Origin of the sequence: Natrinema sp. 74, from assembly GCF_046097095.1 — an archaeon.
In the GTDB taxonomy this organism is placed as follows: Archaea; Halobacteriota; Halobacteria; order Halobacteriales; family Natrialbaceae; genus Natrinema.
Map to the genome: position 1 here is coordinate 941,914 of NZ_CP175698.1, position 25,342 is coordinate 967,255.

The following is a 25,342-nucleotide window of genomic DNA, read 5'->3' on the forward strand; positions in this document are numbered from 1 at the left end:
CCCGTCAGTTCGGTAGACGACCGTATCCTTTTGCCGTCTGCCCGCCTCGAGTCGGTCGATGGAGGTCGCCATCCTCACCGTCGGCGACGAAGTGCTCGCCGGAGACATCGCGAACGGGAACGCGCAGTGGCTCGCAACCCGGCTGACCGACAGCGGCGCGACCGTCGATCGAATCCTGACGATCCCGGACGACCGCGACCGCATCGCGGCGACGATAGACGAGTGGACGACCGCCGTCGACGCCGCGATCGTGACCGGCGGGCTCGGCGGGACCCACGACGACGTCACCGCCGACGCGCTCGCGGACGCGTTCGACCGCGAGTTGGTCGTCGACGAGTCCGTTCGGCGGGACGTCCTCGAGACGGTGGCTGAGTACCGGAACCTCGATCCCAAGACGGTCACGGCCGAGGATCTCGACTTCGACGTCGACGCCTGGGCGGCGCTGCCCGAGGGCGGTCGGCCGGTGCTCAACCCCGAGGGGCTCTGTCCCGGCTGCGTGCTCGAGAACGTCTACGCGTTCCCGGGCGTGCCCGCAGAGATGCGGGCGTTGTTCGAGCGCGTTGCCGCGGAGTTTAGCGGCGACGCGGTCTCGCGGGTGGCGTACACGCCCCAGCCGGAGGCGTCGGTGGTCGACGCGGTCGCCGGCGCTCGCGAGCGCTTCGACGTGACGATCGGCAGCTATCCCGACACGGAGCGGCGAAACCGGCTGAAGGTGACCGGCACCGATCCCGAGGCCGTCGATCGGACCCTCGAGTGGCTCGCCGAACGGGTCGACCTCGCGGCCGAGAAGTAGGGTCGTCGCGGCGAGCCGCGAGGCGCGCGTTTCGACGACGCCTCGCTACGCTTAACATACTCCGAGAGAGAATAGCAGACGAATGCTCGAGGGAGTCAACGTCGCGCTCGGGGTGACGGGGTCGATCGCGGCCGTCAAGACGGTCGAACTGGCCCACGAGTTGCGGCGGCAGGGCGCCGACGTTCGCGGAGTGATGACCGACAGCGCGCAGGGCATCATCCACCCCTGGGCCGTCGAGTTCGCCACCGAAAACGAGGTCGTCACCGAGATCACCGGCAGCGTCGAACACGTCGAACTCTGCGGGTACGACGGCTGGGCCGACGTATTCCTCATCGCTCCGGCGACGGCCAACACCGTCGGCAAGATCGCCGGTGCCGTCGACGACACGCCCGTTACGACGTGTGCGACGACCGCGATCGGAGCCGATACGCCGGTCGTCGTCGCACCCGCGATGCACGAGCCGATGTACGACCACCCCGGCGTGCTCGAGGCGATCGACACCGTCTCGGAGTGGGGGATCGAGTTCGTCGACCCGCGAATCGAGGAGGGCAAGGCCAAGATCGCCAGCGAGGAGGCCATCGTCTGCGACGTCGCGCGAGCGGCCGACGACCGACCGCTCGAGGGAGAACACGTCGTGGTCACCAGCGGGGCGACCAGCGAGTCGATCGACCCCGTTCGGATCATCACGAACCGCTCGTCGGGCAAGATGGGCCGGGCCGTCGCGACGGCCTGCTACGTCCGCGGGGCCGCGGTCACGCTCGTCCACGACGGCCCCGAGGTCCCCTCCGCCGACGTTCGGCAGGTCGAGAGCGCCGCGGAGATGCTCGCGGCCACCCGCGAAGCCTGCGACGACGCCGACGCGATGGTCTCGGCGGCCGCGATCGGCGACTACACCGTCGAGACGAGCGACGAAAAGATCCGCTCGGGCCAGGAGCTGACCCTCGAGTTCGAGCCGACGCCGAAGCTGATCGACGAGCTCCGTGCCGACTACCCCGAACTGCCGATCGTCGGCTTCAAGACCGAAACGTCGGGCGACGAGGCGGCGATGATCGAACAGGCCCGGACGACCTTAGAGCGGGCCGATCTCGCCTTCGTCGTCGCCAACGACGCGAGCGTAATGGGTGCCGACGAGACGAAAGCGCTGCTGGTCCACGCGACCGACGCCGCCCGCTACGAGGGGACGAAAGCCGGCCTCGGCGGCGAAATCGCGGACTCGATCGCCGCGGTGCTGGGCGACGGTCCGAACGCGGACTAATCGATCGGCGAGCCGTCAGGAGAACTATATGGGTGCGGTTCATTCGACCGAACTAATGGGTCTCCGAACAGGTCTGAACGCGAATGAATTACCGGCACCGGCCGGCGGCTCGAGGTGATCGACGTGGCGCAACGACAGCGCGCGGCGGACGGGAACGCGGACGCCGGCACGGACACTGACGCTTCTGACGGCGACACCGGCACGGACGCCACCTCCGATCCAGCCGACGATCCACTCACGAAGGGCGAAATCTTCGAGGTGTTGCGCAACCAGCGGCGTCGCTACGTGCTCCAGTTTCTCAAGCAAGACGATCGGCCCGTCGAGCTCGGCGATTTGACCCAACAGGTCGCCGCCTGGGAGTACGATACGACCCTCGAGGGCGTCACGCCCGAGCAGCGAAAGCGGGTCTACACGACGCTACAGCAGACGCACCTCCCGAAGATGGACACGGCCGGTATCCTCCGGTTCGACTCCGATCGGGGCGTCATCGAGGCGACCGAGCGAACGCGAGACATCAGCGTCTACCTCGAGATCGTCCCCGGACGGGAGTTCGCCTGGCGCGAACTCTACCTCTCGCTGGGCGCGATCAGCTGTGCGCTGGTCGCCGCACTGTGGCTGCGGATCTACCCGCTGACGCTGGTGGCGGATTTGATCTGGACGGCGGTCATCGCGGGGACGTTCACGCTCACCGCGATCGCACACATCTACCACGAGCGGAACATGCGCCTTGGCCACGGCGACCAGCCGCCGGAACTCAGTTACGGCACCGACGAGTGAGCGCTCGGCGGATCGCCAACTTTTACTCCGCTTCCGTCCGACCCACGACATGGATCAACTCAAGCAGTCGCTCCTCGAAGCGCCGATCATCGAAAAGAACGGCTATCACTACTTCGTCCACCCGATTAGCGACGGCCTCCCCAAGCTCGACCCGACGCTGTTGCGCGAGATCGTCATCCGGATCATTCGGAAGGCCGAGCTCGAAGAGGTCGACCGGATCGTCACCCCCGCGGCGATGGGGATTCACATCTCGACGGCCGTCTCGCTGATGACCGACATCCCGCTGACGGTCATCCGGAAGCGCGAGTACGGCCTCGAGGACGAGGTCGCGATCTCCCAGAAGACGGGGTACTCGGAGAACGAGATGTACATCAACGACGTCCGCGAGGGCGAGCGCGTGCTCGTCCTCGACGACGTCCTCTCGACAGGGGGCACGCTCGCATCGGTCCTTTCGGCGTTAGACGAGATCGGCGCGGAGGTCGTCGACACGGTCGCGGTCATCAAGAAGGTCGGCGGCGAGAACAAAGTCGACGACGCCGGCTACGACGTCAAGACGTTGATCAACGTCGACGTCGTCGACGGCGAGGTCGTCATCGTCGACGAAGAGGGCGACCAGTAGCCGCCGTCGGCCGCCACGCTCGGCTTGCGTCTCGCCGTCGGAAACCGGCATTCACGTCTCTCGAGATCGAACGTGATGCATACATGAAAGTAATTTGAGCATAGTGTTTTGATTTCGAGCCGGTCGGTGCCGCCCCCATCAGAAGGAATATAGTGACAGGTTCTGAATCCCATGGCGATGGTAGGGGAGCGTGTCGGTAACGGTGAACGCGGTCGGCTACGGCGGCGTTCACTCCTGAAGAGCGCGGGAGCGGTCGGGGTCGCTGAGCTGGCGGGCTGCATCGAGTTCAACGACATCACGGCCGACGGACCGGCCGAGGAACTGATTCAAAAGGGGTTCGATGCGGCGGGGATCGATCCGCCGTTCGAGACAGCCATCGCCATCACCGAGGACGGCGAGCGGGAGAAGCTCGCACAGCTTCTTAGGAACGAACTGAACGACACGGGCTTTTTCGATATCTCGATCGAGCGGCGAGAGTTCAGCTCCCACGTCGACCTCATGGTCGGTGCGGCCGACAACAACGAGAACGCCATGTTCGTCGCGAGCTGGACCGGCGGCTGGGATCCCAGCGACTACGTCGATCTGCTGTTTCACTCGGACAACTGGACGCCCGACGGATTCAACGTCGGCCATTACAAAGACGAGGCCGTCGACCGGTACATCGACGCGGGGCTCACGGAAACCAACCTCGAAAAGCGAGTCGAAATATATCAGAACCTACAGGAACAACTCGTCGCCGATTCGCCGGCGTCGTTCGTCCGCTTTCGCGAGGCGACCCACGTCTGGGATGGCGACGTTGTCACGGACTGGCAGACGTATCCGCTCCGAACGGGGTCGTACTACGCCATCTACGCCCCCTGGGCCGGCGTCTACACCGAACTCGAGGGGACGTCCGAATTCGTCGGCGACCTCGGGAGCGACGTGACCAACTACGATCCCGTCGCGATAAACGGAACCGTCTCGAGTCAGGCGACAGCGCTCATCTACGAGGAACTCGTCGGCGTCGACTTCGACGGCAAGGTTCAGCCAATGCTCGCCACCGACTGGGAGCGCCTCGACGAGACGACCTACCGGTTTTCCCTCCGCGACGGCGTCCGCTTTCACAACGGCGAGGAACTCACCGCCGACCACGTGAAAGGGTCGCTCGAGCGGTACAAAGGGACGAGCCGGGAAGCCGACGTGTACGACTGGTACGAGACCAGTGCGGTCGTCAACGATCGCACCATCGAAATCGGCTGCTCGCGGGAGTACGGCCCGTTCGAGCAGGCGCTGTTCAACGTGCCGATCGTCCCGATAGCGGCGATCGAGGGCGAGCACGACCTCCAGTCGAAGCCGATCGGAACCGGACCCTATCAGTTCGCCGAACACGACAGCGGCAACCACTGGCGGCTGACACGGTTCGACGAGCACTGGTTCGAGGGCGACAAATCGGTCCCAGCGACGGCACCGATCGAGACCGTTCGCCTCGAGATCATCACGGAGAAATCGTCGCGGCAGGCCGCACTCGAGGGTGGTGATATCCACGTTAGCTACGGGGTGCCGTCGGCGAGTATCGCAGACTTCGAGGACGACGCCGCCTACGGCGTCGGTCGTCGCGTCAGCGGCGGATACGACGTGGTGTTCTACCCGACCTATCTCCCGCCGTTTTCGGAGCCGGCGGTCCGCCGCGGCTGTAACATGTTGCTGCCCCGCGAAGCGATCCTCGAGCGGGTCTACTACGGCGTCGGGCGAGTCGGGTACACGCCGATCTCGCCGCTGCTCGAGGAGTACGTCAGCGAGTCGTTTCGAGAACAGATCGCCGACGAGTACGTCCATCCAAACTGATCAACGATGTCGCTCGGTCGCTACGTCATCACGCGGCTGTCGGTCGCAATCCCGGTCTTACTCGGAGTCTCAGCGCTGACGTTCTCGTTCGTCCACCTGCTGCCGGGCGACGCGGTCGACGTGCTCACCGGCTACCGGGACGTCAGCCCGGCGGTCGAGGCGTCGATTCGGGCCGAGTACCACCTCGGGCAACCGGTGTGGGAACAGTATCTGCTGTGGCTGCGAGACGCGATCAGGCTCGAGTTCGGCGAGTCGGTGATCTCCGGTCGGAACGTCGCGGCGACGGTCGCCGACCGGCTCCCGGCGACGGTCGCGCTGGGCGGGGCGGCGTGGCTGCTCGCGCTCGCGATCGGGATTCCGGCGGGGATCGTCTCCGCGGTCAAGCGGGGTGAGCCGGCCGACGAACTCGGCCGGGTCGCCGCACTGGCCGGGATCGCGACGCCGAACTTCTGGCTCGGGCTCGTCCTGTTGCTCGTCTTCAGCGTCCGGTTGGGCTGGTTCCGAGTCATTCCACCGGACGCGCCGCTCGTCAGCCTCGCGACCGCAAAGTTCATGCTGTTGCCGACGATCACGCTCGGGACCGCCTCGGCGGCGCTGGTCACCCGACTGCTGCGGTCGTCGATGCTGGGGGAACTCGACGCCAATTACGTTCGAGCCGCGCGTGCGAAAGGACTCCGCGAACGGACGGTGATCTTGAAACACGTCCTGCGGAACGCGTTGCTCCCGGTGGTCACCGTCGCCGGCCTTCAGCTCGCGTTCTTAGTCGACGGTGCCGTCGTCGTCGAGCAGATCTTTTCCTGGCCGGGACTAGGACGGCTGCTAGTCCGTTCGATCCTCCGGCGGGACTACCCGGTGATTCAGGCGGCCGTCCTCCTCGTCGGCGTCGCGATCGTCCTCGCGAACCTGCTCGTCGATATCGTCTACGCGATTCTCGACCCACGCATCCGATACTGACGATGAGTGACCAACAGCCATCTTCCGAGCGCGGCCGGATTCGCATCGACGGCTTCGACGAGGCCGTCGAAGCCCGGCGAGACGAATTCGACTCGAGTCCGACGACGCTCGAGTCGACGACCGAATCGCACCGCGACCGACTGGACCGCCGACGGCTCCGGAACGCGTGGCGTCGGTTCCGCAGGAATCGATCGGCGACGATCGGACTCGGCGTCATTGTCGCGATGGCCGTCCTGGCGATTGTCGCCCGGCCGATCGAGGTGTCGACGGCGCAGGTGACGGTCACACTGCAGCCGTTCTCGCTCGCCCCCTACGGGCCGGGCGAGACGTTCGTCGGGCCGGCGAACGCCCCACCCTCTCCGACGCATCCGTTCGGGACCGATTGGGCCGGTCGCGACCTCTTCTCGCGGGTCCTCGTCGGCGGCCGGTACACGCTGAGCATCGGGCTCGTCGCGGTCGTCCTGGCACTCGGCGTCGGCGTTCCGCTCGGAGCGATCGCGGGATATTTCGGTGGCTGGGCCGACGAGATACTCATGCGCATCGTCGACGTCCTCTACGCCTTCCCGTTTCTGGTGCTGGCGATCGCGCTCGTCCCGATCCTCGAGCCGGTGCCCGTCCTCGGCAGCGGATTTTGGACGGTGGTGGTGGCGCTGGTCCTCACCGGCTGGATCGGCTACGCCCGACTGCTCCGCGGCGAGGTACTCTCGATCCGAGAACGCGAGTACGTCACCGCGGCCAGGGCACTCGGCGTCCCCGATCGGGAGATCGTCCGCAGACACGTCGTCCCCAACGCCATCGCGCCCGTGATCGTCCAGGCGACGCTCAACGTCGGGACGGTCGTGCTCACCGCGGCGGCGCTTGGCTTTCTCGGACTCGGCCTCGAGCCCGGCAGCGCCGAGTGGGGCGCGATGCTCTCGCAGGGCCGAGACTCGCTGATCCGGGGCGATTGGCACGTCACCGTCTTCCCCGGGCTCGCCATCTTCCTGTTCGTGCTGTCGATCAACCTCGTGGGCGACGGGCTCAACGACGCACTCGACCCAGGCCGGGACGTAAGCGATGAACGGAGGCGGCTGCGCTGATGGCGCTGCTCGAGGTCGAGGACCTCACCGTCCGCTACTATACCGAGGACGGCCCGGTTCGCGCCGTCGACGGGATCAGCTACGAAATTCGCGCCGGCGAAACGGTCGGGCTGGTCGGCGAGAGCGGAGCCGGGAAGAGCGCCGCCAGCCTCGCCTTGCTTCGCCTGATCGAGTCCCCCGGCGAGATCGTCAGCGGCGAGATCCGCTTTCGAGGGACGAACGTCCGCGAGCTGTCGGCCGACGAGCTCCGCGCGCTCCGGGGAAACGAGATCGCGATGGTCTTTCAGGACGCCGGGGCGGCGCTCAACCCCGTCTACACCGTCGGCGAGCAGATCTCCGAGGCGATCCGCGCTCATGAGGGCGTCAGCGACGACGCCGCCCGCGACCGAGCGATCGCACTCCTCGAGCGGGTCGCTATCCCGGAGCCGGCCGCGCGCTACTCGGACTACCCCCACCAGTTCTCCGGTGGGATGGCCCAGCGAGCCGTCATCGCGATGGCGCTCGCGTGCGATCCCGCCTTGCTGATCTGCGACGAGCCGACCAGCGGACTCGACGTCACGGTACAGGCAGGGCTTCTCGAGCTCCTCTCGGACCTGGCGAGCGAATCAGAAACGGCGATCCAGCTGGTCACCCACGACCTCGGCGTCGTCGCAGAGTTGTGCGATCGCGTGCTGGTCCAGTATGCCGGCGAGCTCGTCGAGCGCGCCCCCGTCGAAGAGCTGTACTACGACCCGAAACACCCCTACACGGTCGGGCTGTTGGCCGCGACGCCTCGGCTCGGCGTCGACCGCGAGCGGCTCACGACGATTCCGGGGACGACCCCCGACCTCGTGGACCCGCCGACTGGCTGTCGCTTTCACCCGCGCTGTCCGTACGCCGAGGCGGGCTGTGCCCGCCACGCCCCACCGCTGGTCGAGACGGAGTCGGCTACGCCCGACGAGGGCGATCCCGAGGCCCACGTTGCCGCCTGCCTCGAGTACACCGGCGATCTCGAGGACGGACTCGACTACGAGGTACGGGTTCGAGGCGACCCCGACGAGGGAACCGAAGCGGGCGACCGTCGCGAGCGACGACGGTCGGGTGAGTCGAAATGACGGCGACCGCCGGAGACGGTGAGGTGCTGCTTCGGGCCGAGGGCCTCGAGAAACACTACACCACGGCCGACGGCTTCCTCGAGCGGCTGCTCGGCCGCGGCGAGACGGTCCGCGCCGTCGACGGCGTCGATCTCGAGCTTCGCGCCGGCGAGACGCTCGGACTGGTCGGCGAGAGCGGCTGCGGCAAGACGACCTTGGGCCGGATGCTCGTCGGACTGCTCGAGCCCACCGCCGGCTCAGTCGCTTACCGCGGCAGGGAACTGACCGAGCGTGCACACTCTGCCCTCCGCGAGCTACGGACCGAGATACAGTACGTGTTCCAGGACCCGCTCGCCAGCCTGAACCCGCGGCTGACCGCGGGCGATATCGTCGGCGAAGCCCTCGACGTTCACGACGTCGTCCCGCCCGAGCGCCGCGACGAGCGCGTCCGGGAGTTACTCGAGACGGTCGGGGTGCGAGCCGACCACGCTACCCGCTATCCGAACGAGCTTTCAGGCGGCCAGCGCCAGCGGATCGGCATCGCCCGCGCGCTCGCGGTCGAACCCGATCTCATCGTCTGCGACGAGCCCGTCTCCGCGCTCGACGTCTCGGTCCAAGCGGGGATTTGCAACCTGCTCGCCGACCTCCAGGCGGAGTTCGATCTCACCTACCTCTTTATCACTCACGATCTCTCCGTCGTCGAGCACGTCGCCGACCGCGTGGCCGTGATGTACCTCGGCAAACTCGTCGAAACGGGGACCACCGCGGAGGTCTTCGATGCTCCTTCGCATCCCTACACCGAGGCGCTGCTGTCGGCGATTCCCGAACCCGATCCCCGCTGGGACGGCGACCGGATCGTCCTCGACGGAGACGTACCGTCACCGACCGATCCGCCCGACGGCTGTCGGTTCCATACGCGCTGTCCGAGGGTCATCCCGCCCGCGGAGTACGACCTCGAGACGGACGCGTTCCGTGCCGTGATGACGCTTCGAACCCGCCTCGACGATGCAGTGGAGACGAACGCGGGACTCGAGGCGCTGCTCCCCCGATCCGAGGAGCGGGCGGACGTTCCGCTGGCGATCCGAGAGGCGATCGGACTCCCGCAGCGGCTCACCGATTCCGACGCCGATGCCGTCCTCGCGGACGCGCTCGAGGCCGCGGCTGCTGGCGACCTCGAAGCCGCACGCACACAGCTCGCGTCGGCGTTCGAGACGCCCTGCGAGACGACGGAGCCGCCGCTGACACCGGGGACGGCCGACCATCCGATCGCCTGCCACCGGTTCGACGAGCGGTTCGCCGACGCCCGAGGGGCAACCGACTCAGACACCGCACTCGAGGGGGTGACCGATGAAACGACGTGACGACGCCGGGATGCGCGAGCGTCCCGACGAAGGGCCGTTCGTCTCTGCGGCGAGCGGCGACGATGAGCGCGGCAGTCGATCGATCGACTGGGCGGCGCTCAGCCACGCGGTCGCGCCGACGGCGTTGCGCCACCGGGCGATCGACGTCACTGTGTCGACGGACAACCGCCGCTACGAGCGCGGCGAACCGGTCGCGATCACCGTCGAGTTCCGCAACCGACTCCCCGTTCCGATTCGACTCCGGACCGACTCGCCGACCCGCTGGACCTGGGCCGTCGACGGTTGTCGAGAGGCCTCGCAGGTGCCACCGGTGATGCCCGACCGGCCGACCGCGTTCTCCTTTTCTCGGCGCGAGCGCAAGCGCTTTCACCGGCGGTGGTCCCAGCGAATGCAGGTCGCCGACGACGAGTGGGCACCCGTCGACGCCGGGACGCACGAGCTCAGCGTCCGCCTGGCCCGCGACGATGCTGCGGACCGCGGACTCGTCGACCGCACCGAGATCGTACTCGAGGAGTGACCTGCCGCACGCTGGTTGGCTATCGCGACTGTCCGTCCCTCACTTTCGGTCACCGACGGCTCAGCGGTCGCCGTTCATCACCGAACGTCCGCAGTCATCGAAACGGATCCGGATGACCCGTTTATCGGTGACGTGAACCGTGCATTTCTCGACCCTAAACTCGACTCGGACGGACCCGTCGCGTCCGTTGGCGTGCCGGATCATTCGGTTGAGCGCATCGAGTTCGATCCGGTGGTACAACGGCTCGAGTTCGGTTTCGGAGACACCTTTCACGGCGGCGAGACTACGTGAAATTGCACGTACCGCCGGTTCGTCGGCATCGAACTCCGTGACGAACGCCGAACCGCCGTCGGCGATGAAGTTACCACAGCCCTGTTCCGACACCATGTGATAAGCTACCGAGTGGACGGCCTTCAACGCACACCCTGCTAGCTTTGGAAGTACGGATCGGTAATCAATTTATGTCGAACATACAACCACTTCCAGAATGGGTTCAGTTGCACGACGTCCGCTCTATTCCCACGGTCTCGTGGTCAGCGTCGAACTTACCAATCGTATTTTGCACATTATTGGTATCGAAGAGCGACGTGGCTAGCGCTGTGAGCATCAAAACGTAGCCGACTCGACGTGTTTCGCGGATTGAGAATCTGCTCCCCCAGTACAGGCACGTCGTTGAATCCGTGAAAAGTAGCGGGAGGTAGATTTGAACTACCGGTCTGCGGGTTATGAGCCCGCCGGAATCTCCTGGCTATCCCATCCCGCTACCATCTCGTAACCGAGTGTGCTAGTTAAGGGTTGTGATTCGGCTGCCGTATGCGGATTTCTACCGCTACTCTCGGTGGACCTTCCACGTGTAGAGACTCTCACAGGTGTAGTTGACGAAGAATCCGACGCCGATTCCAATCACGTTGGCCAGTACGAGCCAGACATCGAAGCGTTCGACGAGTACCCGTAACACCGCCAATGTCACCGCTAACCCGCCCAGTCGGACGACATTCGAGCGAAGGAACCGACGGCTCACCGCTCGCGTTCCCCCATCGCCGTGGCTCGCGAACGTCCACCGCTCGTTGATTACGAAGATGACCGTGATACCGAGTTCCCAGGAAATGAGTTTCGCAACGAACCATACGAGAGATGTGACGCTGCTCAACGCGGCGAGAACGACGATATCGACGGTCGCACCGACGAAGCCAACCCCGGCGAATTGGCTAAAGCGGGCCGGTGCAAACAACGCGCGGGCCCGCATTCGGACCGCCTCTATAAGGGAATTTGTCATGTCGGTCTCGAGTGTATTTTCCAGTTCGACGCCGCCGATTTCCCTTTTGCGGTTGCTACGCATATCGGCCGGCGGAACGTGATTGTTCGGTCGCAGTTCCGACCGGCCGGTCACAGCCGGTCCCGATTCGATCGGAAGCGCTTAACGCCGCCCTCTTCCAGTACTGTTATCCGGAGCGACAGGGAGGAGACGGTACATGCCGAGTCGGCGGACGCTACTTCGACTGTGCATCGGTCTCGTGCTCGTCTCACAGCTCGCGTTTCTCGGCCTGTCGTTTGCGAGGGCGACGGCCGACTACAACGAGCGATACGCGGACACGATCGACGCCGAATCCGACGTCGACTGGGCGAACGTAACGGTCGTCACGGCCCAGCAGATCGCCGATACCGGCACCGGCGGCCAGTTGTTCGCGGTGACGGACGACGGCGAGACGGTCTACTACGACGATCGATTCGCGACCTACTGGGACGTCGACCCCGTTCCCGGAACCCGCGCGACGGTCGTCGCCGTCACGACCGAACACCCGGCGGCGTGTCACGACTGCCGACGAAACGTCGTCGAGCGGGTGAACCTCTCGACCGGCGAGCGGACGCGTCTCCACAGTCACCGAGCCGAGGAGGGGCGCTGGCACGACGTCGACCTGATCGGGACGAACGAACTACTCGTCGCCGACTTCGACGACGACGCGGTTGCCCGAGTCAACGCCTCGAGCGGGATTCGGACGTGGAGCTGGCAGGTCGAATCGGCCTTCCCGCTCGAGAGCGGTGGCTCCTACGACGGGGACTGGGCGCATCTGAACGACGTGGAACTGCTCCCCGACGGCCGCGTGATGGCCTCGCTTCGAAACCACGATCGGGTCGTCTTTCTCAACGAGAGCGGCGTAATGCCGTCGTGGACGCTCGGCGCTGAGAACGACCGCAATGTGCTCTACGAACAGCACAACCCCGACTACATTCCGGCGAGTCGCGGGGGACCGGCCGTCCTGGTCGCCGACTCGGAGAACGATCGGATCGTCGAATACCAGCGCCGCGATGGCGAGTGGGTGCAGTCCTGGGAGTTCACTGATCCCGCCGTCGCCTGGCCCCGCGATGCCGACCGCTTGCCGAACGGCCATACGCTCATCACCAGTTCCACCGGTGACCGGGTGTTCGAGATCAATACGGACGGTGAGATCGTCCAATCGCTCACAGTCGATCTACCCTACGAAGCCGAGCGACTGGGAACGCCGCCGGAAAGCGGTGGGGGCGAGGCCGCGGCCGCCCTCGAGCTCCCCTCGAGTCAGACGACGGCCGAAAGCGCTGAGTCCGGCCACGCCGACGCGCTCGCGAGCGTCGTCCCCTCACGTATCAGGAACGGGCTGTTGTTCGTCCGGCCGCCCTGGATGGGCGTCGCGGAAACGGCCGCCTCGGTCGGAACGATCGGCCTGCTGGTGGCCTGGGCGATCCTAGAGTGGCGCTGGCGAGACCTGACCGTCTCGGTCACGTGGCCGATCCGGATACGGCGGTGAGGACGGAGTTCGGAAAGCGAGACAACCAGCGGCAGTTCAGACGGCGAGATCGCTCTTTGCGCGGACGACGTCGACGTCCTCGGCGTCGACGCGGTCGACGTCGAGAAAGTGCGGCGTGAAGTTTCGCTTCTCGTAATCCTCGTACTCGTCTTCGGTACCGACGGTACACCAGAGCTGTACTCGGTCGGGGCCGTGATACTCGCCGTTTCGGTTGATCCCGAAACAGACCACTTCCTCCCCATCGTATCGGACGACCGCGCCGTTTCGGATTCCGGGATCGCCGTGAATGATGAGTTGCTTCATGGGCGAGCGTTCACAGGAGAGACGATTAAACGCTTCGGAGGGGCGGACAACCGATCCGCCCTCGTACGATCAGAGGAGCGGCGACGGCGGATCGCGCCGACGAACCAAACGGGTTTTAAACGGCGCTGCCATAGGCCACAGCAAGTGAGATAACCATGCAGATGCCACGCCGATTCAATACGTACTGTCCGTTCTGTAACGAACATCACGAACACGAAGTCGAGAAGTCCCGAACCGGCCGCTCCTCGGGCATGAAATGGGACGCCCGCCGAACGCGACGGAACTCCTCGTCGATCGGGAACTCCGGTCGCTTCTCGAAAGTGCCCGCCGGCGAAAAGCCTACGAAGAAAACCGACCTCAAGTACCGCTGCAGCGAATGCGGCAAGGCCCACCTCCGCGAGGGATGGCGCGCCGGCCGACTCGAGTTCCAGGAGTGATTCCAATGGCAGGAAATTTCTACAGCGTTCGATGCAGTGACTGCGAGAACGAACAGACCGTCTTCGGCAAAGCCGCCACGGAGGTCGCCTGTGCCGTCTGCGGAACGACGCTCGCACGACCGACCGGCGGCAACGCCGAGATCGATCACGAGATCGTCGAGACCGTCGAATCACGATGAAGTACAGCGGCTGGCCCGATCCCGGCGAACTCGTCGTCGGCAAGATCGACGAAATCGAGGACTTCGGCGTCTTCGTCGATCTCGAGGAATACAGGGACAAGCGCGGACTCATCCACATCTCGGAGGTCGCAAGCGGCTGGATTAAAAACGTCCGCGATCACGTCCGCGAGGGCCAGATCGTCGTCTGTAAGGTCTTAGACGTCGACGAGGAGTCCCAGCAGATCGACCTCTCGTTGAAAGACGTCAACGACCACCAGCGCTCCGACAAGATCCAGGAGTGGAAAAACGAACAGAAAGCCGACAACTGGATGGAGCTGGCCTTCGGCGACGAGATCGACGACGAGGACTACACCGCGATCGCGAACGAGCTGATCGGGGCCCACGGGAGCCTCTACGACGGCTTCAAACAGGCCGCGATCCACGGCGAGGAGGCCCTCGCCGACACCGACCTCGACGACGGCGAGGTCGAATCGATCGTCGAGACGGCCCGCGAGAACGTCTCGGTACCCTACGTCAACGTCACCGGCTACGTCGACCTCGAGAACCCCTCGCCCACCGGCGTCGACGGCATCCGCGAAGCGTTGGAAGCCGCTTCGGGCAACGGCGAGATTCCCGACGAAGTCGACCTCGAAGTGAGCTACGTCGGCGCGCCCGAGTATCGCATCAAAGTGCAAGCGCCGAACTACAAAACCGCCGAATCCCAACTCGAGGGAAGCGCACAGCGAGCGATCACCGCGATCGAGGGCCACGGCGGCAGCGGCGAGTACCACCGCGAGCGCCGGACCGACGACGAGTAATGAAATCCGATATCCGGGTATGTTCGGCGTGGCGCGACGCCCACGATCGCCCGGTGTATACCCTTTCTGACACCTGTCCTGAGTGTGGCGAACCGGCAGAAAACAGCGCACCGGCACCGTTCGATCCGAACGACCCGTACGGCGAGTACCGACGCGCTCTTAAACGTCGCCGCCGCTGATACGGTATGGACGAACTCGAGATCGACGCAGTCGCCGAGGTCGAACTGGACGACCCCGTCCTCGTCGAGGGGTTGCCGGGGGTCGGGCACGTCGGCACCCTCGCCGTCGAACACCTCCTCGAGGAACTCGAGGGCGAGAGCACGCTCGTCCGGCGGGTCTACTCTCGCGAGTTCCCGCCGCAGGTGAGCGTCGAAGACGGCGTCTCTGAGTTGACCTGTGCGGAGATCTACGCCGTCGACGTTCCCGAGGGTCGCGATCTCCTCTTGCTGACGGGGGATCATCAGGCCCAGACCAACGAGGGCCATTACGTGCTGACCGACGCCTTCCTCGATATCGCCGACGAGTTCGGTGCGACCGCGGTGTACGCACTCGGCGGCGTGCCGACGGGCGAACTCATCGAAGAGTACGCCGTCGTCGGTGCCGTCAACGACGAGTCGCTTCTGGACGACCTCGAGGACGCGGGCGTCGAGTTTCGCGACGACGAGCCCGCCGGCGGTATCGTCGGCGTCTCCGGCCTCCTGCTCGGCCTCGGCGAGCGCCGCGGCTTCGAGGCAACCTGTCTGATGGGCGAAACCAGCGGCTACCTCGTCGATCCCAAAAGCGCCCGCGCCGTCCTCGAGGTGCTCGAGACGGTGCTTGGCTTCGAACTCGACTACGAGTCCTTAGACGAGCGGGCCGACGAGATGGAGGAAGTTATCGGCAAGATCCAAGAGATGGAACAACAACAGCAGATGGACGTGCCGACCGACGACGATCTGCGGTATATCGGGTAACGGGACGGGCGCGGCGTCGGTTTTTCCCGGCCGTTCGAGTCAGAAACGTGTGTTCAGCGGCCGGTTCTCGCAGTTTCGGTGGCCACAACGGGTTCCATCGCACTCTCGAGTGGAATCAATGTCGGCGTCTTCAGTCGACGCGACCGTCTGTCGGGCCAGTCGATACTGCTCCGTAGCAGGCGCTACGTGGTGTATGTGTCTTCAGCAGTGACGGTCAGTGGCTACCATAGTGGAACGACCGTCGCCGGCGTGTAGGCTCAGCCCTCGAGGACTTCGTACGAGACATCCTCGTCCCGGAGCGCGTCGGTGACCCGGCCGACGGCGTCGGTCGTGGCGATGGCGGTCACCGCGAGGCCGTGATTGGCGGCGTCGGCGGCGACGTCGCCGACCGCGAACGTGACGGCGGGGTCGGTGCCGGCCCGCCGACAGGCGACGACGGCCTCGACGCCGGTCGCGACGACGAGATCGGCGTCCTCGCAGGCGGTGGTGACGGTCTCGTCGTCGATTGCGCGGCTGCCGCCGGTTCGGATCGAGGGGACCTGCAGGACGGTAACCGAGCCGGGCTCGAGTTCCATGACGCCCTCGAAACTGGTGATCCCAACGTCGGTGCCGGCCGCAGCGTCGGTCGTGGCGATGCCGGTCGCAGGTCCCTCGTTTCCGGGGGTCGCATGGAGCAGGCCGTCCTCGACCGACAGGGAGACGGTGTCGCCCTCCTCGATCTCGTCGGTCGCGATGTAGGCGTCCTCGCTCATCGCACCCAGTACGTCGCCGGTGACGTGGTCGGCGAACCGGCGAACGTCGTCGGCCGCTCGAAAGAGCCAGTCGACGCCCTCGCGGGTGACTCGGTAGCGCGATCGCCCCTCCTTCTCGACGAGGCCGTCGTCGACGAGTTCGCGGATGTATTCGCTGACGGCCTGACTCGTCACGCCGACCTCCTCTGCGATCTCCCCCTGACTGACCGCGGGCTGGCGCTCGGCGATCTGCACGAGGATACGAAACCGCGTCGCGGCCCGCTTGTTATCGAGGACGTCGACCATACGACTAGCCTTTTCGGCAGGGCCGCAAAAAGAGACACGGTCGACAGTTCGGGTGAGACGATCGACAGTTTAGACGACGGTCTCGAGGCGTCAGGTTGATAGCGCGAGAGTCCATCGGGTCAGCCTGAGTATGCCGGCTTTATCAGCGCCGCCCGTCCCCTCCGGCGCGGTCATCGACCTCGTGACGACGGGGCCCGCGACGCTCGCGGCCATGAGCATCGGTTCGATCCCACTCTCGGACTCGATCATCTGGATCGCGATCACCGCGTTCGTCGTCGCGATGGTCCTCGAGTGGTACGGGAACGTCGACCTCGCGCGATACGTCGCGGCCGGTGCCTGGGTCGTCTTCGGCGTCTTCTGGCTGACGATGGTCCCACACTACTACCTCGAGGTCAAGAGCCCGATCGAGACGCTGTTGACGCTCGCGGCGCTGCCGTTGTGTGCTTATACCGGCTATCTGCTCGTCCGGGGCCGCGAGTCGCTGTTGCTCCTCTCGAAGGCCGTCGCGTTCATGGGACTGATCTACCTCCCTGTCGAGACGATCCCGTTCGTCAGGACCTGGCTGATCGAGACGACCGCCGCGCAGACCCATTTCGGGATGGAACTGCTCGGCCACAGCCCCGGCATCGAGGAGGGTGCAAACGGATATCAGAGCCGCTTCGCCTTCGATCTCGACGAGACGGTGACCGGTCGGACGACCTACATCGTCACGTCCTGTACGGGGATCGGTAGCATGGCGATCTTCGGCGGGCTCATCGCCGCAGTTAGAGGGTCCATCAAGCGGAAGGCCGTAGCCTTTACGCTCGCCATCGGTATCATCTGGATTCTCAACCTCGCTCGAAACGTCTTCATCGGACTGGCCTCTCCGTGGGGCTGGTTCCAGCAGGATCCCCTCGTCTACGTCGTGACCGAGTTCATGGGCGCGCCCGCCAACCAGACCTCCTACATCGTCGCCCACAACTTCATCGCCCAGTCGCTATCGATCATCGCGCTGCTGGGTATTACGTACCTCGTCTTGCGCATCCTCCCCGAAGTCGTCGAACCCCTCGAGGACGTCCTCTATATCCTGACCGGCACCGAGTACGACCTCGCCGACGCGCTCGGACAGGACGTGCGGGCCGACGGCGGCGAGCGATCCCCGTCGGAACGACGCTCTAACGGTGGGACGACGGCGTCTGCTGGCGCGTCCGAGGGAGACGCCGGCTCGAGCGCCAGCGGCGATTCCGACCATAAGATCGAGCAATGACGGAGTCCGGCGTCGACATCGACGTCCCGTTTGCCGTCCGCGACCGCGCCGTCTGGTTCCCCGCCGCCGACACACTCGTTCTCGCGGACGTCCACCTCGGAAAAGCGGCCGCCTCGAGCGTCGAGGCCCCCATCGGCGACGGGGCCGACGTCGTCGAACGCCTTCGCGGGCATCTCGCGGCGACCGACCCCGACACGGTCGTCGTCGCGGGCGACCTGCTCCACTCGTTCTCGCGGCTTCCGCGCGGCGTCGAGCGCGACCTCGAGCGATTCGTCGACGCCGTCGACGCGGCGGGTGCCGACTTGATCGTCACGCCCGGGAACCACGATACGATGCTCGAGGCCGTCTTCGACGGGGAGACGGCGGCGGAGTACCGACTGGCCGACGGGGAAACGGTCGTCTGTCACGGCCACGAACGACCGCAATCGGCCGCCGAGCGGTACGTTATCGGTCACGATCATCCGGCGCTGTCGATCGACGGGCGCAAACGGCCCTGCGTGCTCTACGGCCCCGACGCCGACGCGGGTGCGACCGTGCTCGTCCTCCCTGCGTTTACGCGCCTCGCCGCGGGCGCGACTGTCAACGGCATGCGCGGCCGGGACTTCCAGACGCCGCTCGTCCGGACCCCCGACGGCTTTCATCCGGCGGTCAGGGACGACTCGAGCGGCGAGACGCTCTGGTTCCCCCCGCTGGGGGAGTTGCGTCGGCTGCTGTGACAGTAGCTATTTTTCGTATCACGTGAGGGACCGCAGATCGATATCGAGAACGGCAAGGAGTACCAGTACGTATCCTCCGAACAGGGGGACGAGCGGAAGATAGTAGTACGGACACCCACAGATGCAGTTGGCAGGGTCAGCAGTTATGCGAGCGGCCGGTCCCAGCCCTGCCGGTGATGCGACCGAGAAATCTATTCGAATATGCTTCCAATAAACGTAATTCTCTGGAATATCGCAGGCACATCCCAAACAGCCGCCAATAAACGGCGATAACGGAAAGGCACTCAGAAACAGGAGGAGGAAGCCGCCCACGCTGAGTGCCCAACTCCCTGAGACGTAGCCCACTCCCCCCGTTACGACGAGGAGGCAGCCGAGACCGAGGAAGCTCCCGACGAACGGACCGGAGAGAACAGACGGAAGGACAGTCAGACAGAGCCCGACCGTGAGACCTGCACACACTCCCGCTGCCCGTCCTCGTGCTGCTGCGTCCATACCATTGTTATGTCCACATCCGGATAAGAATTTACTGATCTAAGGACACTATTCTGTCACGTATTCACTTTGATAGTTGATTCGCATACGTGGTTAGTAAACCATCTATCGCTGTCCGAATCGTCACCTAACGGAACGAGGGAACTCTCTCTATCGATAACGCGCCGGCGACTTCTCACCGTCCGGCACCGAGGTGCGCGGCGACGCCGCGCGCGTCGCCGACTCGAGCGCCGGTCGGCTGGACGAACGTTACCAGCTCTTTGAAGAAGTCGCTGAACGTGATCAGGAGCAGCCCTGCGAGGATGATCAGGGCGAGGAACGTGAGGAAGACGATCGCCGCCTGCCGGCCGGTCAGCGACGTCCCTTCGAGGAGGCTATCAGAGGCCATAGACGATCTGCTCTGTCTTTCGGTTGGTCGGGAACGGAAATCAGTTCCGTTGTTGCAAATGCAACTCCGTGATAGTAGAGCCGAGTCCGTCGTGGACCGACGGCTCGACCGCCGTGCAAAGCGAACTCGATCGGACGGCGCCCGGTCCGAGACGTCTCACTGCGATCACTGCGATACGTCATCGATCGCGGCCGTCGCCGCTCGCCGTCCGCTCTCCATCGCGCCCTGGATCGACGACCACCGCGTGTACTCGCCGGCCAAATATACCGACCCCGCCGGGTCGCGGGTCTCCGGCAGCCGCTCGCGAAAGCCCGGCGGCTGTGCGAACTGGGCGAACTCGACGCGCGCGGTGTGGACCGGCTCGAGCGCGTCGAACTGTCGGTCGGGATACCACGACGTGAGCGTCGACCGCGTCTGTGCGGCCAGTTCGGCGTCGCGTTCCGCGCGGTCGCCCAGAAAGGTCGCGCTGATGAGCGTCCGATCGTCAGGGGCATATTCCGGGGCGACCGCGCTGTGGGGGACGACGTGGTTCGGCCCCGCTTCGGTCGCGTTCAACAGGAGTCGCCGATCCGTCTCGAGGTCGGCTGCGGCCGGCAGCGCGTAATACTGGGTGACACAGGCCCGCGCCGCGGTCGGAATCGCGTCGATCCCGGTCAGTTCGCGGGCCGTCGGCGGGTCGGTCGCGACGATGACCGCATCTGCCTCGGTGGTTCCGACCTCGGTCCCGACCGTGACGCCCCCGTCAGAGCCACTCGAGTCGCCGGTCGCCGAGACCGACTTGACCGCCGTCTCCGTCTCGATCGTCCCGCCGACTTCGCGGACGCGGTCGGCGAGCCAGGCCGGAATCGCGCCCATGCCGGCGGCCGGGACAGCGATGTCGCCCGCCGCGAGGGTTCGAAACGTGTACTCGAAGACGCGACTCGAGGTCGCCAGCGAGCGGTCAAGGGTGATCCCGCCGTAGAAGGGCGCGACGAAGTCCTCGATGAATCGGTCGGAAAACCCGCGTGCGTGGAGGGTGGCTGCGATGGTGGTGTCCTCGCCGTCCGCAAGTATCGCGTCGGGATCGGTCCGTCGAAGCTCCCACCAGAGGCGTGCGACTCGCAGTGCGTCGCCGACGGAAACGGACGGGTTAGACACCGTTGCCAGAACGGTCGCCGGCTCCCGCAGTGGGTCGACGAGTGTCGATCGTCCGTTCGGGCCAGCGACGGTGGCTCCGGGCGCGAACCGGCGCAGATCGAGCGCGTCGAGGTCGAGTTCGGCACGGACCGCCGGATAGGCGGTGAACAGCACCTGAAACCCGCGGTCGAACCGATAGCCGTCGCGTGCTGCGGTACGGACGCGGCCGCCAACCGTCTCGCGGCGCTCGAGCAGCGTGACGTCGACGCCACCGCCGGCGAGGTGGCGGGCGGCGACGAGGCCGGCGAGCCCGCCGCCGACGACGAGAACGCGTGGGTGTGAAGCCATACGAAATCGTCACACGCCGGCCAACAAAAGTCGGGTCCACGGTTTTGTTGGCCCCGTGGACTCGACGATACGGGGCAGGATTCGGGCGGCTCTAGTCATCGATGGCATCGGCCGCTCAGTGATCCGTCAGGATCCGCACTGTGGCACCGACGAGGATCACGATGACGCCGAGGATCGTCGCCACGGGCGGAATCGGAACGAACAGCAAACCGACGCCGATGACGAGGAGTATCGTCGAAGCTCTGACCATGTCCCACCGACGACACGAAGACGGGTAGACGTACGGCAAGCATCGACAGCCGAACCGGACCGATCATCGAACCGGTGTGCCGGGGATCGAACGCGTCACCGATTCCCACAGTCATAAGCGCCGTCCGGTCGTGGATCGGGTATGGTCGACGCGACGCTCACGCCGATCGATCGCGGCCGGATCACCAGCGACGTGAACAACACCATCGAGGGATTCGTCCTCGGAACGGCCGACGAACCGAATCCGGACACCGTCATGGGCGAGGGACCGGTCTACAACATCGTCATCGACCACCCCGAGGGAACGATCCTCTGGGACACCGGTTCCCACCCTGAGGCCGCCGACGGCCACTGGCCCGCCGACCTCTACGCCGCCTTCGAACACACCGGCCTCCGCCCGCTCGAGGACGATCTGGCCGACGCCGGCTACGAGATCGCCGATATCGATTACGTGATCCAGACCCATCTCCACCTCGATCACGCCGGCGGCCTCTACGCGTTCGAGGGAACCGATACGCCGATCGTCGTCCACGAAGAAGAACTGAAACACGCCTATTACAGCGCCAACACCGATGCGGGAGACGACGCCTACGTCGCCGGCGACTTCGATCGCGATCTCGATTGGGAGGTCGTCCACCGCGATCGGCGGCACCTCTTCGACGGCCTCGAACTGCTCCACCTGCCCGGTCACACGCCCGGCCTGCTCGGCGTGCGACTCGAGCTCGACGATGTCGGCACCGTGATCCTCGCGGGCGATCTAGCCTACGCGCGCGAGAATTACGAACTGGGACTCCCGATGGGCGGCCAACTGCTCTGGAGCAAACGCCACTGGCTCGAGAGCCTGCGGACGGTCGAGGACCTCGAGCGCCGCCACGACGCGCGGGTCATCTGCGGCCACGCGATGGAAGACCTCGAGGCGATGCAGGAGGGGCTGTAGAGCGAACGTTTCACCGACCCCCTCGAATCACCGACGCCGTCAACTCCGCTCACGGAAACCGGTCGCGGTCGCCGTCTTGCCGGCCCAGCGTTTTCCCGTCCGCTGGGCCTACGTTCGATATGGCCGTCGAAGTCGCCGCGGAACTGCTCGACCTGCTCACGGTGTTCATCATCGCCGCCGGAGTAGGTATCTTCGTCGCCAAAATCGGCCGATTCCCCTACACGATCGCCTTGCTGCTGGCCGGGTTAGCTGTCTCCGTCATCGATATCGGCGTTGATATCGAACTCAGTCACGACCTCATCCTGCTGGTGCTGTTACCGCCGTTGCTCTTTGAGGGCGCGGCGACCACGGACCTCGAGTACTTCCGGCGGTATCTGGGCCCCATTCTGGCGCTGGCGGTCCCGGGGCTGGTGCTGTCGGTGATCGTCCTCGGCGTCTTCGGTCAGTACGTCTTCGGCATTCCCTTGATCGTCGCGCTGTTGTTCGCCGCGATGATCCTGCCGACCGACCCCGTCTCGGTGCTTGCGCTGTTCGAGGAACTCGGTGCGCCCGACCGCCTTGCCGTCCTCGTGGAAGGCGAGAGCCTGGTCAACGACGGCGTCGGCGTCGTCCTCTTCTCGACGCTGCTGGCCGTCATCGTCGAATTCGGCCCCGAAACGTCGGCGCTGCTCGAGCCGACGCGGCTCACCGATTTCGCGTTCGACATCGTGGTGGCCATCCTCGGAGGGGTGATCGTCGGCCTCGTCACCGGCTACGCGGTGTATCGGGTGATGGTCAACTTAGACGAGTACATGACCGAGATCGTCCTGACGCTGATCCTCGCGTACGGGAGCTTCCTACTGGCCGAACACACGCTCAGCGACGCCGTCCCCGGCGTGCAGTTCAGCGGCGTCATCGCGACCGTCGTCGCCGGCCTCTTCATCGGGAACCGCGGTGCGGAGTACGCGATGAGCCCGCAGACGAAGATCAGCGTCTTCAACGCCTGGGAGACGGTCGCGTTCCTGGTCAACACTCTCATTTTCCTGCTCATCGGGGCGAAGACGCCAATCGGACAGCTACTGACGCACGTCCAACTCATCGGGCTGGCAATCATGCTAGTCTTGTTCGCACGCGCGCTGGTGGTGTACCCCGTAATGAGCGTCACGAACTCCGTCGCCAACGTAGACGTCTCCCTGCGAGACCAGCACGTCCTCGTCTGGGGCGGCCTGCACGCCTCGATCCCCATCGCGCTCGTCCTCGGGCTCCCGACGGAGACCGCCGCCGGCGCGCCGTTTCCCTTCCGCGAGGAGCTCCGGGCGATGGTCTTCGGCGTGGCCGCGTTCAGCCTCATCGTCCAAGGGCTGACGATGGGACGGCTGTTAGACCGGCTCGACGTCGTCCGGCGCTCGGAAGCCGAAGAGCTCTACGAGATGCTCGTCGGTCGCGCCCGGATGGTCGACAGCGCGCTCGCGGCCGCCGACGAACTATACGAGGACAACCGGCTGCCGGGCGACGTATACGAGGATTTCCGCGCCGAGTACGGCCGCGAGAAGACGGCCCTGCAGGAGACGATCTCCGAGCTTCTGTCCGACCACCCCGAGATCCGCCGGGAAGAGCTCCTCATCGGAGAACGGCAGGTGCTCAAGCGCGAGAAAAGCGCCATCATGGACGCGATTCGAGACGGCGTCGTCGGCGACGAGGTCGGCGAGCCCCTGCTCGAGGAAGTCAACCTCAAACTGTCGCGGATCGATCAGGGCCGGAGTACCGTCAGCGAGACCGAAGAGCGGTACGACGAGTTCTGGCGCAGGCGAGCACAGGAGTTCGGGCTCCGGTCCGCTGCTCTCGCCGAGCGAGACGAGACCGAAGACGTCGAACAGGCCAGCGAACGGGGGTCAGCGGAGTAGCCGTTCCTCGCCGCTCGAAAGCAAGTGCTGGCCGGCACTTTTTCCGTCGGCTCGATGTCGAACAGCGTGGCATGGGCGCGAAACAAACGCTAACGCTCGTTTTCGTTATCGCCATCGCAGTTGCGAGTGTGCCGGTCGCGACGCTTGGACAGACGGCGGCCACGGGGCCGTCGCCGGCGAAGCAGGCCACTGCGAACGCGACCGCCGCGGGCGCTGGACAGGTCCAGCAGGCGGGTAACGGGACGTGTAACTACGCACAGTTGTACAACCGGACGATCGACTCGATCGTTCAGATACAGACCGTCCGCGGGCTCGGCTCGGGTTTCGTCTTCGACCTGAACGAAGACAACGGGACGAGCTACGTCGTGACCAACGAACACGTCGTTAACGAAAGCGGGATCGTCGGCGTCCGGTTCAGTCAGGGTGAACTCCGCACGGGCCGAGTCGTGGGTGCGACCGCATATGCCGACCTCGCGGTCGTCCGCGTGAACGAGACGCCGGCGTACGTCGAGTCCCTCCCGGTGGCTACCGGGATGCCACGGCCGGGCGAACGCGTCGCGGCACTCGGTAGCCCCTTCGGCCTCGAGAGCACCATCACTTCCGGCATCGTCAGCGGTGTCAATCGGACGATGCCGACGCAGACCGGCACGCTTCCGAACACGATTCAGACCGACGCCCCGATCAACCCCGGCAACAGCGGCGGGCCGCTCGTCCTGTGTGGGAACGGGACGGTCGCCGGCGTCAATCGGGCCGGCGGCGGCGAGAACATCGGCTTCGCGATCTCGGCGTCGCTCGTGAACCAGATCGTCCCCGAACTCATCCAGAACGGCACGTACGAGTATCCGTACCTCGGCATCCGCCCGGCACCGCTTACCAGATCGATCGTGGCGGCGAACGACCTCAACGTGACCAGCGGCGTCTACGTCGCCGGCGTGTTGCGCGGCTCGCCCGCGAGCGACGCGCTCCAAGGGCCGACCGGGTTCGAGATCGTCAACCGACAGCGAGTGCCGGTCGGCGGTGACGTCATCGTCGGGATTGATAACCAGAGCGTCGAAACGCGGGAGGAACTTCTCGGGTACATACTGACCGAGACCCGGCCCGGCGAGACCGTCGATATGACCGTCATCCGGGACGGAGAGCGCCAAACCGTCAGCGTCACGCTCGGCGAGCGACCCGAGCCACGAACGACGACGTAGGGCGTTTGCGGTCGACTCTCGATTTCTTCG

General features: G+C 65.5%; 28 protein-coding genes and 1 tRNA gene. 21 read left to right on the top strand and 8 right to left on the bottom strand.

From position 1 onward, the window contains the following. Positions 1 to 58 precede the first annotated feature (58 nt). The 10 genes from ACJ70B_RS04690 (at position 59) to ACJ70B_RS04735 (ending at position 10,252) form a co-directional block, all read left to right on the top strand. Complete coding sequence (locus ACJ70B_RS04690) at positions 59 to 793, top strand: competence/damage-inducible protein A (RefSeq protein WP_408959252.1); 735 nt, start codon at positions 59 to 61, stop codon at positions 791 to 793. Positions 794 to 875: 82 nt separating this feature from the next. After that, positions 876 to 2,048 (top strand): bifunctional phosphopantothenoylcysteine decarboxylase/phosphopantothenate--cysteine ligase CoaBC, encoded by a 1,173-nt coding sequence (coaBC, locus tag ACJ70B_RS04695; RefSeq protein ID WP_408959253.1) that lies wholly within the window; start codon positions 876 to 878, stop codon positions 2,046 to 2,048. Between the two features lie 114 nt (positions 2,049 to 2,162). Then, positions 2,163 to 2,825: a hypothetical protein gene (locus tag ACJ70B_RS04700; protein ID WP_408959254.1), complete on the top strand. Its 663-nt coding sequence runs from the start codon at positions 2,163 to 2,165 to the stop codon at positions 2,823 to 2,825. Between the two features lie 49 nt (positions 2,826 to 2,874). After that, on the top strand, positions 2,875 to 3,444 hold the full coding sequence (hpt, locus tag ACJ70B_RS04705) for a hypoxanthine/guanine phosphoribosyltransferase (protein WP_408959255.1): 570 nt from the start codon (positions 2,875 to 2,877) through the stop codon (positions 3,442 to 3,444). Between the two features lie 177 nt (positions 3,445 to 3,621). Next, positions 3,622 to 5,268 (top strand): ABC transporter substrate-binding protein, encoded by a 1,647-nt coding sequence (locus ACJ70B_RS04710; RefSeq protein ID WP_408959256.1) that lies wholly within the window; start codon positions 3,622 to 3,624, stop codon positions 5,266 to 5,268. A gap of 6 nt (positions 5,269 to 5,274) precedes the next feature. Further along, entirely contained in the window at positions 5,275 to 6,222 is a 948-nt protein-coding gene (locus ACJ70B_RS04715) for an ABC transporter permease (protein WP_408959257.1), read from the top strand. Positions 6,223 to 6,224: 2 nt separating this feature from the next. Further along, complete coding sequence (locus ACJ70B_RS04720) at positions 6,225 to 7,301, top strand: ABC transporter permease (RefSeq protein WP_408959258.1); 1,077 nt, start codon at positions 6,225 to 6,227, stop codon at positions 7,299 to 7,301. After that, positions 7,301 to 8,395, top strand: a complete 1,095-nt coding sequence (locus ACJ70B_RS04725; RefSeq protein ID WP_408959259.1) for an ABC transporter ATP-binding protein — start codon at positions 7,301 to 7,303, stop codon at positions 8,393 to 8,395. The genes ACJ70B_RS04720 and ACJ70B_RS04725 overlap by 1 nt, the downstream gene beginning before the upstream one ends. Continuing rightward, positions 8,392 to 9,735, top strand: a complete 1,344-nt coding sequence (locus tag ACJ70B_RS04730) for an ABC transporter ATP-binding protein (protein WP_408959260.1) — start codon at positions 8,392 to 8,394, stop codon at positions 9,733 to 9,735. Before ACJ70B_RS04725 ends, ACJ70B_RS04730 begins: the two co-directional genes overlap by 4 nt. Continuing rightward, positions 9,722 to 10,252: a hypothetical protein gene (locus ACJ70B_RS04735; RefSeq protein WP_408959261.1), complete on the top strand. Its 531-nt coding sequence runs from the start codon at positions 9,722 to 9,724 to the stop codon at positions 10,250 to 10,252. Before ACJ70B_RS04730 ends, ACJ70B_RS04735 begins: the two co-directional genes overlap by 14 nt. A 60-nt stretch (positions 10,253 to 10,312) precedes the next feature. Here the strand turns inward: ACJ70B_RS04735 and ACJ70B_RS04740 are convergent, their stop codons facing one another. From ACJ70B_RS04740 to ACJ70B_RS04750, 3 genes are all read right to left on the bottom strand, one after another. Next, positions 10,313 to 10,639 carry a HalOD1 output domain-containing protein gene (locus ACJ70B_RS04740; RefSeq protein ID WP_408959262.1) on the bottom strand — a complete coding sequence of 109 codons (327 nt, stop codon included), beginning with the start codon at positions 10,637 to 10,639 and terminating at the stop codon, positions 10,313 to 10,315. 301 nt (positions 10,640 to 10,940) lie between these two features. Beyond that, positions 10,941 to 11,015: transfer RNA gene (locus ACJ70B_RS04745), tRNA-Met, on the bottom strand. 66 nt (positions 11,016 to 11,081) lie between these two features. After that, positions 11,082 to 11,528 carry a GtrA family protein gene (locus tag ACJ70B_RS04750; protein ID WP_408959263.1) on the bottom strand — a complete coding sequence of 149 codons (447 nt, stop codon included), beginning with the start codon at positions 11,526 to 11,528 and terminating at the stop codon, positions 11,082 to 11,084. A gap of 196 nt (positions 11,529 to 11,724) precedes the next feature. Here ACJ70B_RS04750 and ACJ70B_RS04755 point away from each other — a divergent pair, with 196 nt between their 5' ends. After that, entirely contained in the window at positions 11,725 to 13,035 is a 1,311-nt protein-coding gene (locus ACJ70B_RS04755; RefSeq protein ID WP_408959264.1) for a hypothetical protein, read from the top strand. A gap of 36 nt (positions 13,036 to 13,071) precedes the next feature. On the opposite strand, the gene ACJ70B_RS04760 is transcribed toward ACJ70B_RS04755, so the two are convergent. Then, the gene (locus tag ACJ70B_RS04760; RefSeq protein ID WP_408959265.1) at positions 13,072 to 13,338 is read right to left on the bottom strand and encodes an HAH_0734 family protein; all 267 of its coding nucleotides are present in this window, start codon (positions 13,336 to 13,338) and stop codon (positions 13,072 to 13,074) included. 155 nt (positions 13,339 to 13,493) lie between these two features. Here ACJ70B_RS04760 and ACJ70B_RS04765 point away from each other — a divergent pair, with 155 nt between their 5' ends. The 5 genes from ACJ70B_RS04765 to ACJ70B_RS04785 are packed head-to-tail and all read left to right on the top strand — an operon-like array spanning position 13,494 to position 15,704. Beyond that, on the top strand, positions 13,494 to 13,775 hold the full coding sequence (locus tag ACJ70B_RS04765; RefSeq protein ID WP_179262743.1) for a 50S ribosomal protein L44e: 282 nt from the start codon (positions 13,494 to 13,496) through the stop codon (positions 13,773 to 13,775). A gap of 5 nt (positions 13,776 to 13,780) precedes the next feature. Then, on the top strand, positions 13,781 to 13,954 hold the full coding sequence (locus tag ACJ70B_RS04770) for a 30S ribosomal protein S27e (RefSeq protein WP_408959266.1): 174 nt from the start codon (positions 13,781 to 13,783) through the stop codon (positions 13,952 to 13,954). Further along, complete coding sequence (locus tag ACJ70B_RS04775) at positions 13,951 to 14,751, top strand: translation initiation factor IF-2 subunit alpha (RefSeq protein WP_408959267.1); 801 nt, start codon at positions 13,951 to 13,953, stop codon at positions 14,749 to 14,751. Before ACJ70B_RS04770 ends, ACJ70B_RS04775 begins: the two co-directional genes overlap by 4 nt. Beyond that, positions 14,751 to 14,930: an RNA-protein complex protein Nop10 gene (locus ACJ70B_RS04780; RefSeq protein ID WP_408959268.1), complete on the top strand. Its 180-nt coding sequence runs from the start codon at positions 14,751 to 14,753 to the stop codon at positions 14,928 to 14,930. The genes ACJ70B_RS04775 and ACJ70B_RS04780 overlap by 1 nt, the downstream gene beginning before the upstream one ends. Positions 14,931 to 14,936: 6 nt before the next feature. After that, a complete protein-coding gene (locus tag ACJ70B_RS04785; protein WP_408959269.1) occupies positions 14,937 to 15,704 on the top strand; it encodes a proteasome assembly chaperone family protein in 768 nt (255 codons plus the stop codon). Between the two features lie 257 nt (positions 15,705 to 15,961). Here ACJ70B_RS04785 and ACJ70B_RS04790 read toward each other — a convergent pair whose 3' ends face one another. Further along, a complete protein-coding gene (locus tag ACJ70B_RS04790; RefSeq protein WP_408959270.1) occupies positions 15,962 to 16,741 on the bottom strand; it encodes a MarR family transcriptional regulator in 780 nt (259 codons plus the stop codon). 130 nt (positions 16,742 to 16,871) lie between these two features. Here ACJ70B_RS04790 and artA point away from each other — a divergent pair, with 130 nt between their 5' ends. Then, complete coding sequence (artA, locus tag ACJ70B_RS04795) at positions 16,872 to 17,987, top strand: archaeosortase A (protein ID WP_408959271.1); 1,116 nt, start codon at positions 16,872 to 16,874, stop codon at positions 17,985 to 17,987. Beyond that, positions 17,984 to 18,703, top strand: a complete 720-nt coding sequence (locus tag ACJ70B_RS04800) for a metallophosphoesterase (RefSeq protein ID WP_408959272.1) — start codon at positions 17,984 to 17,986, stop codon at positions 18,701 to 18,703. The genes artA and ACJ70B_RS04800 overlap by 4 nt, the downstream gene beginning before the upstream one ends. A gap of 667 nt (positions 18,704 to 19,370) precedes the next feature. Here ACJ70B_RS04800 and ACJ70B_RS04805 read toward each other — a convergent pair. The 3 genes from ACJ70B_RS04805 to ACJ70B_RS04815 all read right to left on the bottom strand — a co-directional run bounded on the left by ACJ70B_RS04805 (position 19,371) and on the right by ACJ70B_RS04815 (position 21,297). Beyond that, the gene (locus ACJ70B_RS04805) at positions 19,371 to 19,583 is read right to left on the bottom strand and encodes a hypothetical protein (protein WP_408959273.1); all 213 of its coding nucleotides are present in this window, start codon (positions 19,581 to 19,583) and stop codon (positions 19,371 to 19,373) included. Positions 19,584 to 19,748: 165 nt separating this feature from the next. Next, positions 19,749 to 21,047: an NAD(P)/FAD-dependent oxidoreductase gene (locus ACJ70B_RS04810; RefSeq protein ID WP_408959274.1), complete on the bottom strand. Its 1,299-nt coding sequence runs from the start codon at positions 21,045 to 21,047 to the stop codon at positions 19,749 to 19,751. Positions 21,048 to 21,162: 115 nt separating this feature from the next. Next, entirely contained in the window at positions 21,163 to 21,297 is a 135-nt protein-coding gene (locus ACJ70B_RS04815; RefSeq protein ID WP_408959275.1) for a transporter, read from the bottom strand. Between the two features lie 141 nt (positions 21,298 to 21,438). Here ACJ70B_RS04815 and ACJ70B_RS04820 point away from each other — a divergent pair, with 141 nt between their 5' ends. The 3 genes from ACJ70B_RS04820 (at position 21,439) to ACJ70B_RS04830 (ending at position 25,312) form a co-directional block, all read left to right on the top strand. Further along, positions 21,439 to 22,233, top strand: coding sequence for an N-acyl homoserine lactonase family protein (locus ACJ70B_RS04820; RefSeq protein WP_408959276.1), 795 nt, complete (start codon positions 21,439 to 21,441; stop codon positions 22,231 to 22,233). Positions 22,234 to 22,352: 119 nt separating this feature from the next. Continuing rightward, positions 22,353 to 24,116 carry a Na+/H+ antiporter gene (locus tag ACJ70B_RS04825; protein WP_408959277.1) on the top strand — a complete coding sequence of 588 codons (1,764 nt, stop codon included), beginning with the start codon at positions 22,353 to 22,355 and terminating at the stop codon, positions 24,114 to 24,116. A gap of 71 nt (positions 24,117 to 24,187) precedes the next feature. Beyond that, positions 24,188 to 25,312, top strand: coding sequence for a S1C family serine protease (locus tag ACJ70B_RS04830; RefSeq protein WP_408959278.1), 1,125 nt, complete (start codon positions 24,188 to 24,190; stop codon positions 25,310 to 25,312). Positions 25,313 to 25,342: the final 30 nt, after the last annotated feature.

Coding starts and splice junctions, on each gene's coding strand:
- ACJ70B_RS04690 (WP_408959252.1), top strand. CDS start 59: ATGGAGGTCGCCATCCTCACCGTCGGCGACGAAGTGCTCGCCGGAGAC.
- coaBC (WP_408959253.1), top strand. CDS start 876: ATGCTCGAGGGAGTCAACGTCGCGCTCGGGGTGACGGGGTCGATCGCG.
- hpt (WP_408959255.1), top strand. CDS start 2,875: ATGGATCAACTCAAGCAGTCGCTCCTCGAAGCGCCGATCATCGAAAAG.
- ACJ70B_RS04710 (WP_408959256.1), top strand. CDS start 3,622: ATGGTAGGGGAGCGTGTCGGTAACGGTGAACGCGGTCGGCTACGGCGG.
- ACJ70B_RS04715 (WP_408959257.1), top strand. CDS start 5,275: ATGTCGCTCGGTCGCTACGTCATCACGCGGCTGTCGGTCGCAATCCCG.
- ACJ70B_RS04720 (WP_408959258.1), top strand. CDS start 6,225: ATGAGTGACCAACAGCCATCTTCCGAGCGCGGCCGGATTCGCATCGAC.
- ACJ70B_RS04725 (WP_408959259.1), top strand. CDS start 7,301: ATGGCGCTGCTCGAGGTCGAGGACCTCACCGTCCGCTACTATACCGAG.
- ACJ70B_RS04730 (WP_408959260.1), top strand. CDS start 8,392: ATGACGGCGACCGCCGGAGACGGTGAGGTGCTGCTTCGGGCCGAGGGC.
- ACJ70B_RS04735 (WP_408959261.1), top strand. CDS start 9,722: ATGAAACGACGTGACGACGCCGGGATGCGCGAGCGTCCCGACGAAGGG.
- ACJ70B_RS04740 (WP_408959262.1), bottom strand. CDS start 10,639: ATGGTGTCGGAACAGGGCTGTGGTAACTTCATCGCCGACGGCGGTTCG.
- ACJ70B_RS04750 (WP_408959263.1), bottom strand. CDS start 11,528: ATGACAAATTCCCTTATAGAGGCGGTCCGAATGCGGGCCCGCGCGTTG.
- ACJ70B_RS04755 (WP_408959264.1), top strand. CDS start 11,725: ATGCCGAGTCGGCGGACGCTACTTCGACTGTGCATCGGTCTCGTGCTC.
- ACJ70B_RS04760 (WP_408959265.1), bottom strand. CDS start 13,338: ATGAAGCAACTCATCATTCACGGCGATCCCGGAATCCGAAACGGCGCG.
- ACJ70B_RS04765 (WP_179262743.1), top strand. CDS start 13,494: ATGCAGATGCCACGCCGATTCAATACGTACTGTCCGTTCTGTAACGAA.
- ACJ70B_RS04770 (WP_408959266.1), top strand. CDS start 13,781: ATGGCAGGAAATTTCTACAGCGTTCGATGCAGTGACTGCGAGAACGAA.
- ACJ70B_RS04775 (WP_408959267.1), top strand. CDS start 13,951: ATGAAGTACAGCGGCTGGCCCGATCCCGGCGAACTCGTCGTCGGCAAG.
- ACJ70B_RS04780 (WP_408959268.1), top strand. CDS start 14,751: ATGAAATCCGATATCCGGGTATGTTCGGCGTGGCGCGACGCCCACGAT.
- ACJ70B_RS04785 (WP_408959269.1), top strand. CDS start 14,937: ATGGACGAACTCGAGATCGACGCAGTCGCCGAGGTCGAACTGGACGAC.
- ACJ70B_RS04790 (WP_408959270.1), bottom strand. CDS start 16,741: ATGGTCGACGTCCTCGATAACAAGCGGGCCGCGACGCGGTTTCGTATC.
- artA (WP_408959271.1), top strand. CDS start 16,872: ATGCCGGCTTTATCAGCGCCGCCCGTCCCCTCCGGCGCGGTCATCGAC.
- ACJ70B_RS04800 (WP_408959272.1), top strand. CDS start 17,984: ATGACGGAGTCCGGCGTCGACATCGACGTCCCGTTTGCCGTCCGCGAC.
- ACJ70B_RS04805 (WP_408959273.1), bottom strand. CDS start 19,583: ATGGCCTCTGATAGCCTCCTCGAAGGGACGTCGCTGACCGGCCGGCAG.
- ACJ70B_RS04810 (WP_408959274.1), bottom strand. CDS start 21,047: ATGGCTTCACACCCACGCGTTCTCGTCGTCGGCGGCGGGCTCGCCGGC.
- ACJ70B_RS04815 (WP_408959275.1), bottom strand. CDS start 21,297: ATGGTCAGAGCTTCGACGATACTCCTCGTCATCGGCGTCGGTTTGCTG.
- ACJ70B_RS04820 (WP_408959276.1), top strand. CDS start 21,439: ATGGTCGACGCGACGCTCACGCCGATCGATCGCGGCCGGATCACCAGC.
- ACJ70B_RS04825 (WP_408959277.1), top strand. CDS start 22,353: ATGGCCGTCGAAGTCGCCGCGGAACTGCTCGACCTGCTCACGGTGTTC.
- ACJ70B_RS04830 (WP_408959278.1), top strand. CDS start 24,188: ATGGGCGCGAAACAAACGCTAACGCTCGTTTTCGTTATCGCCATCGCA.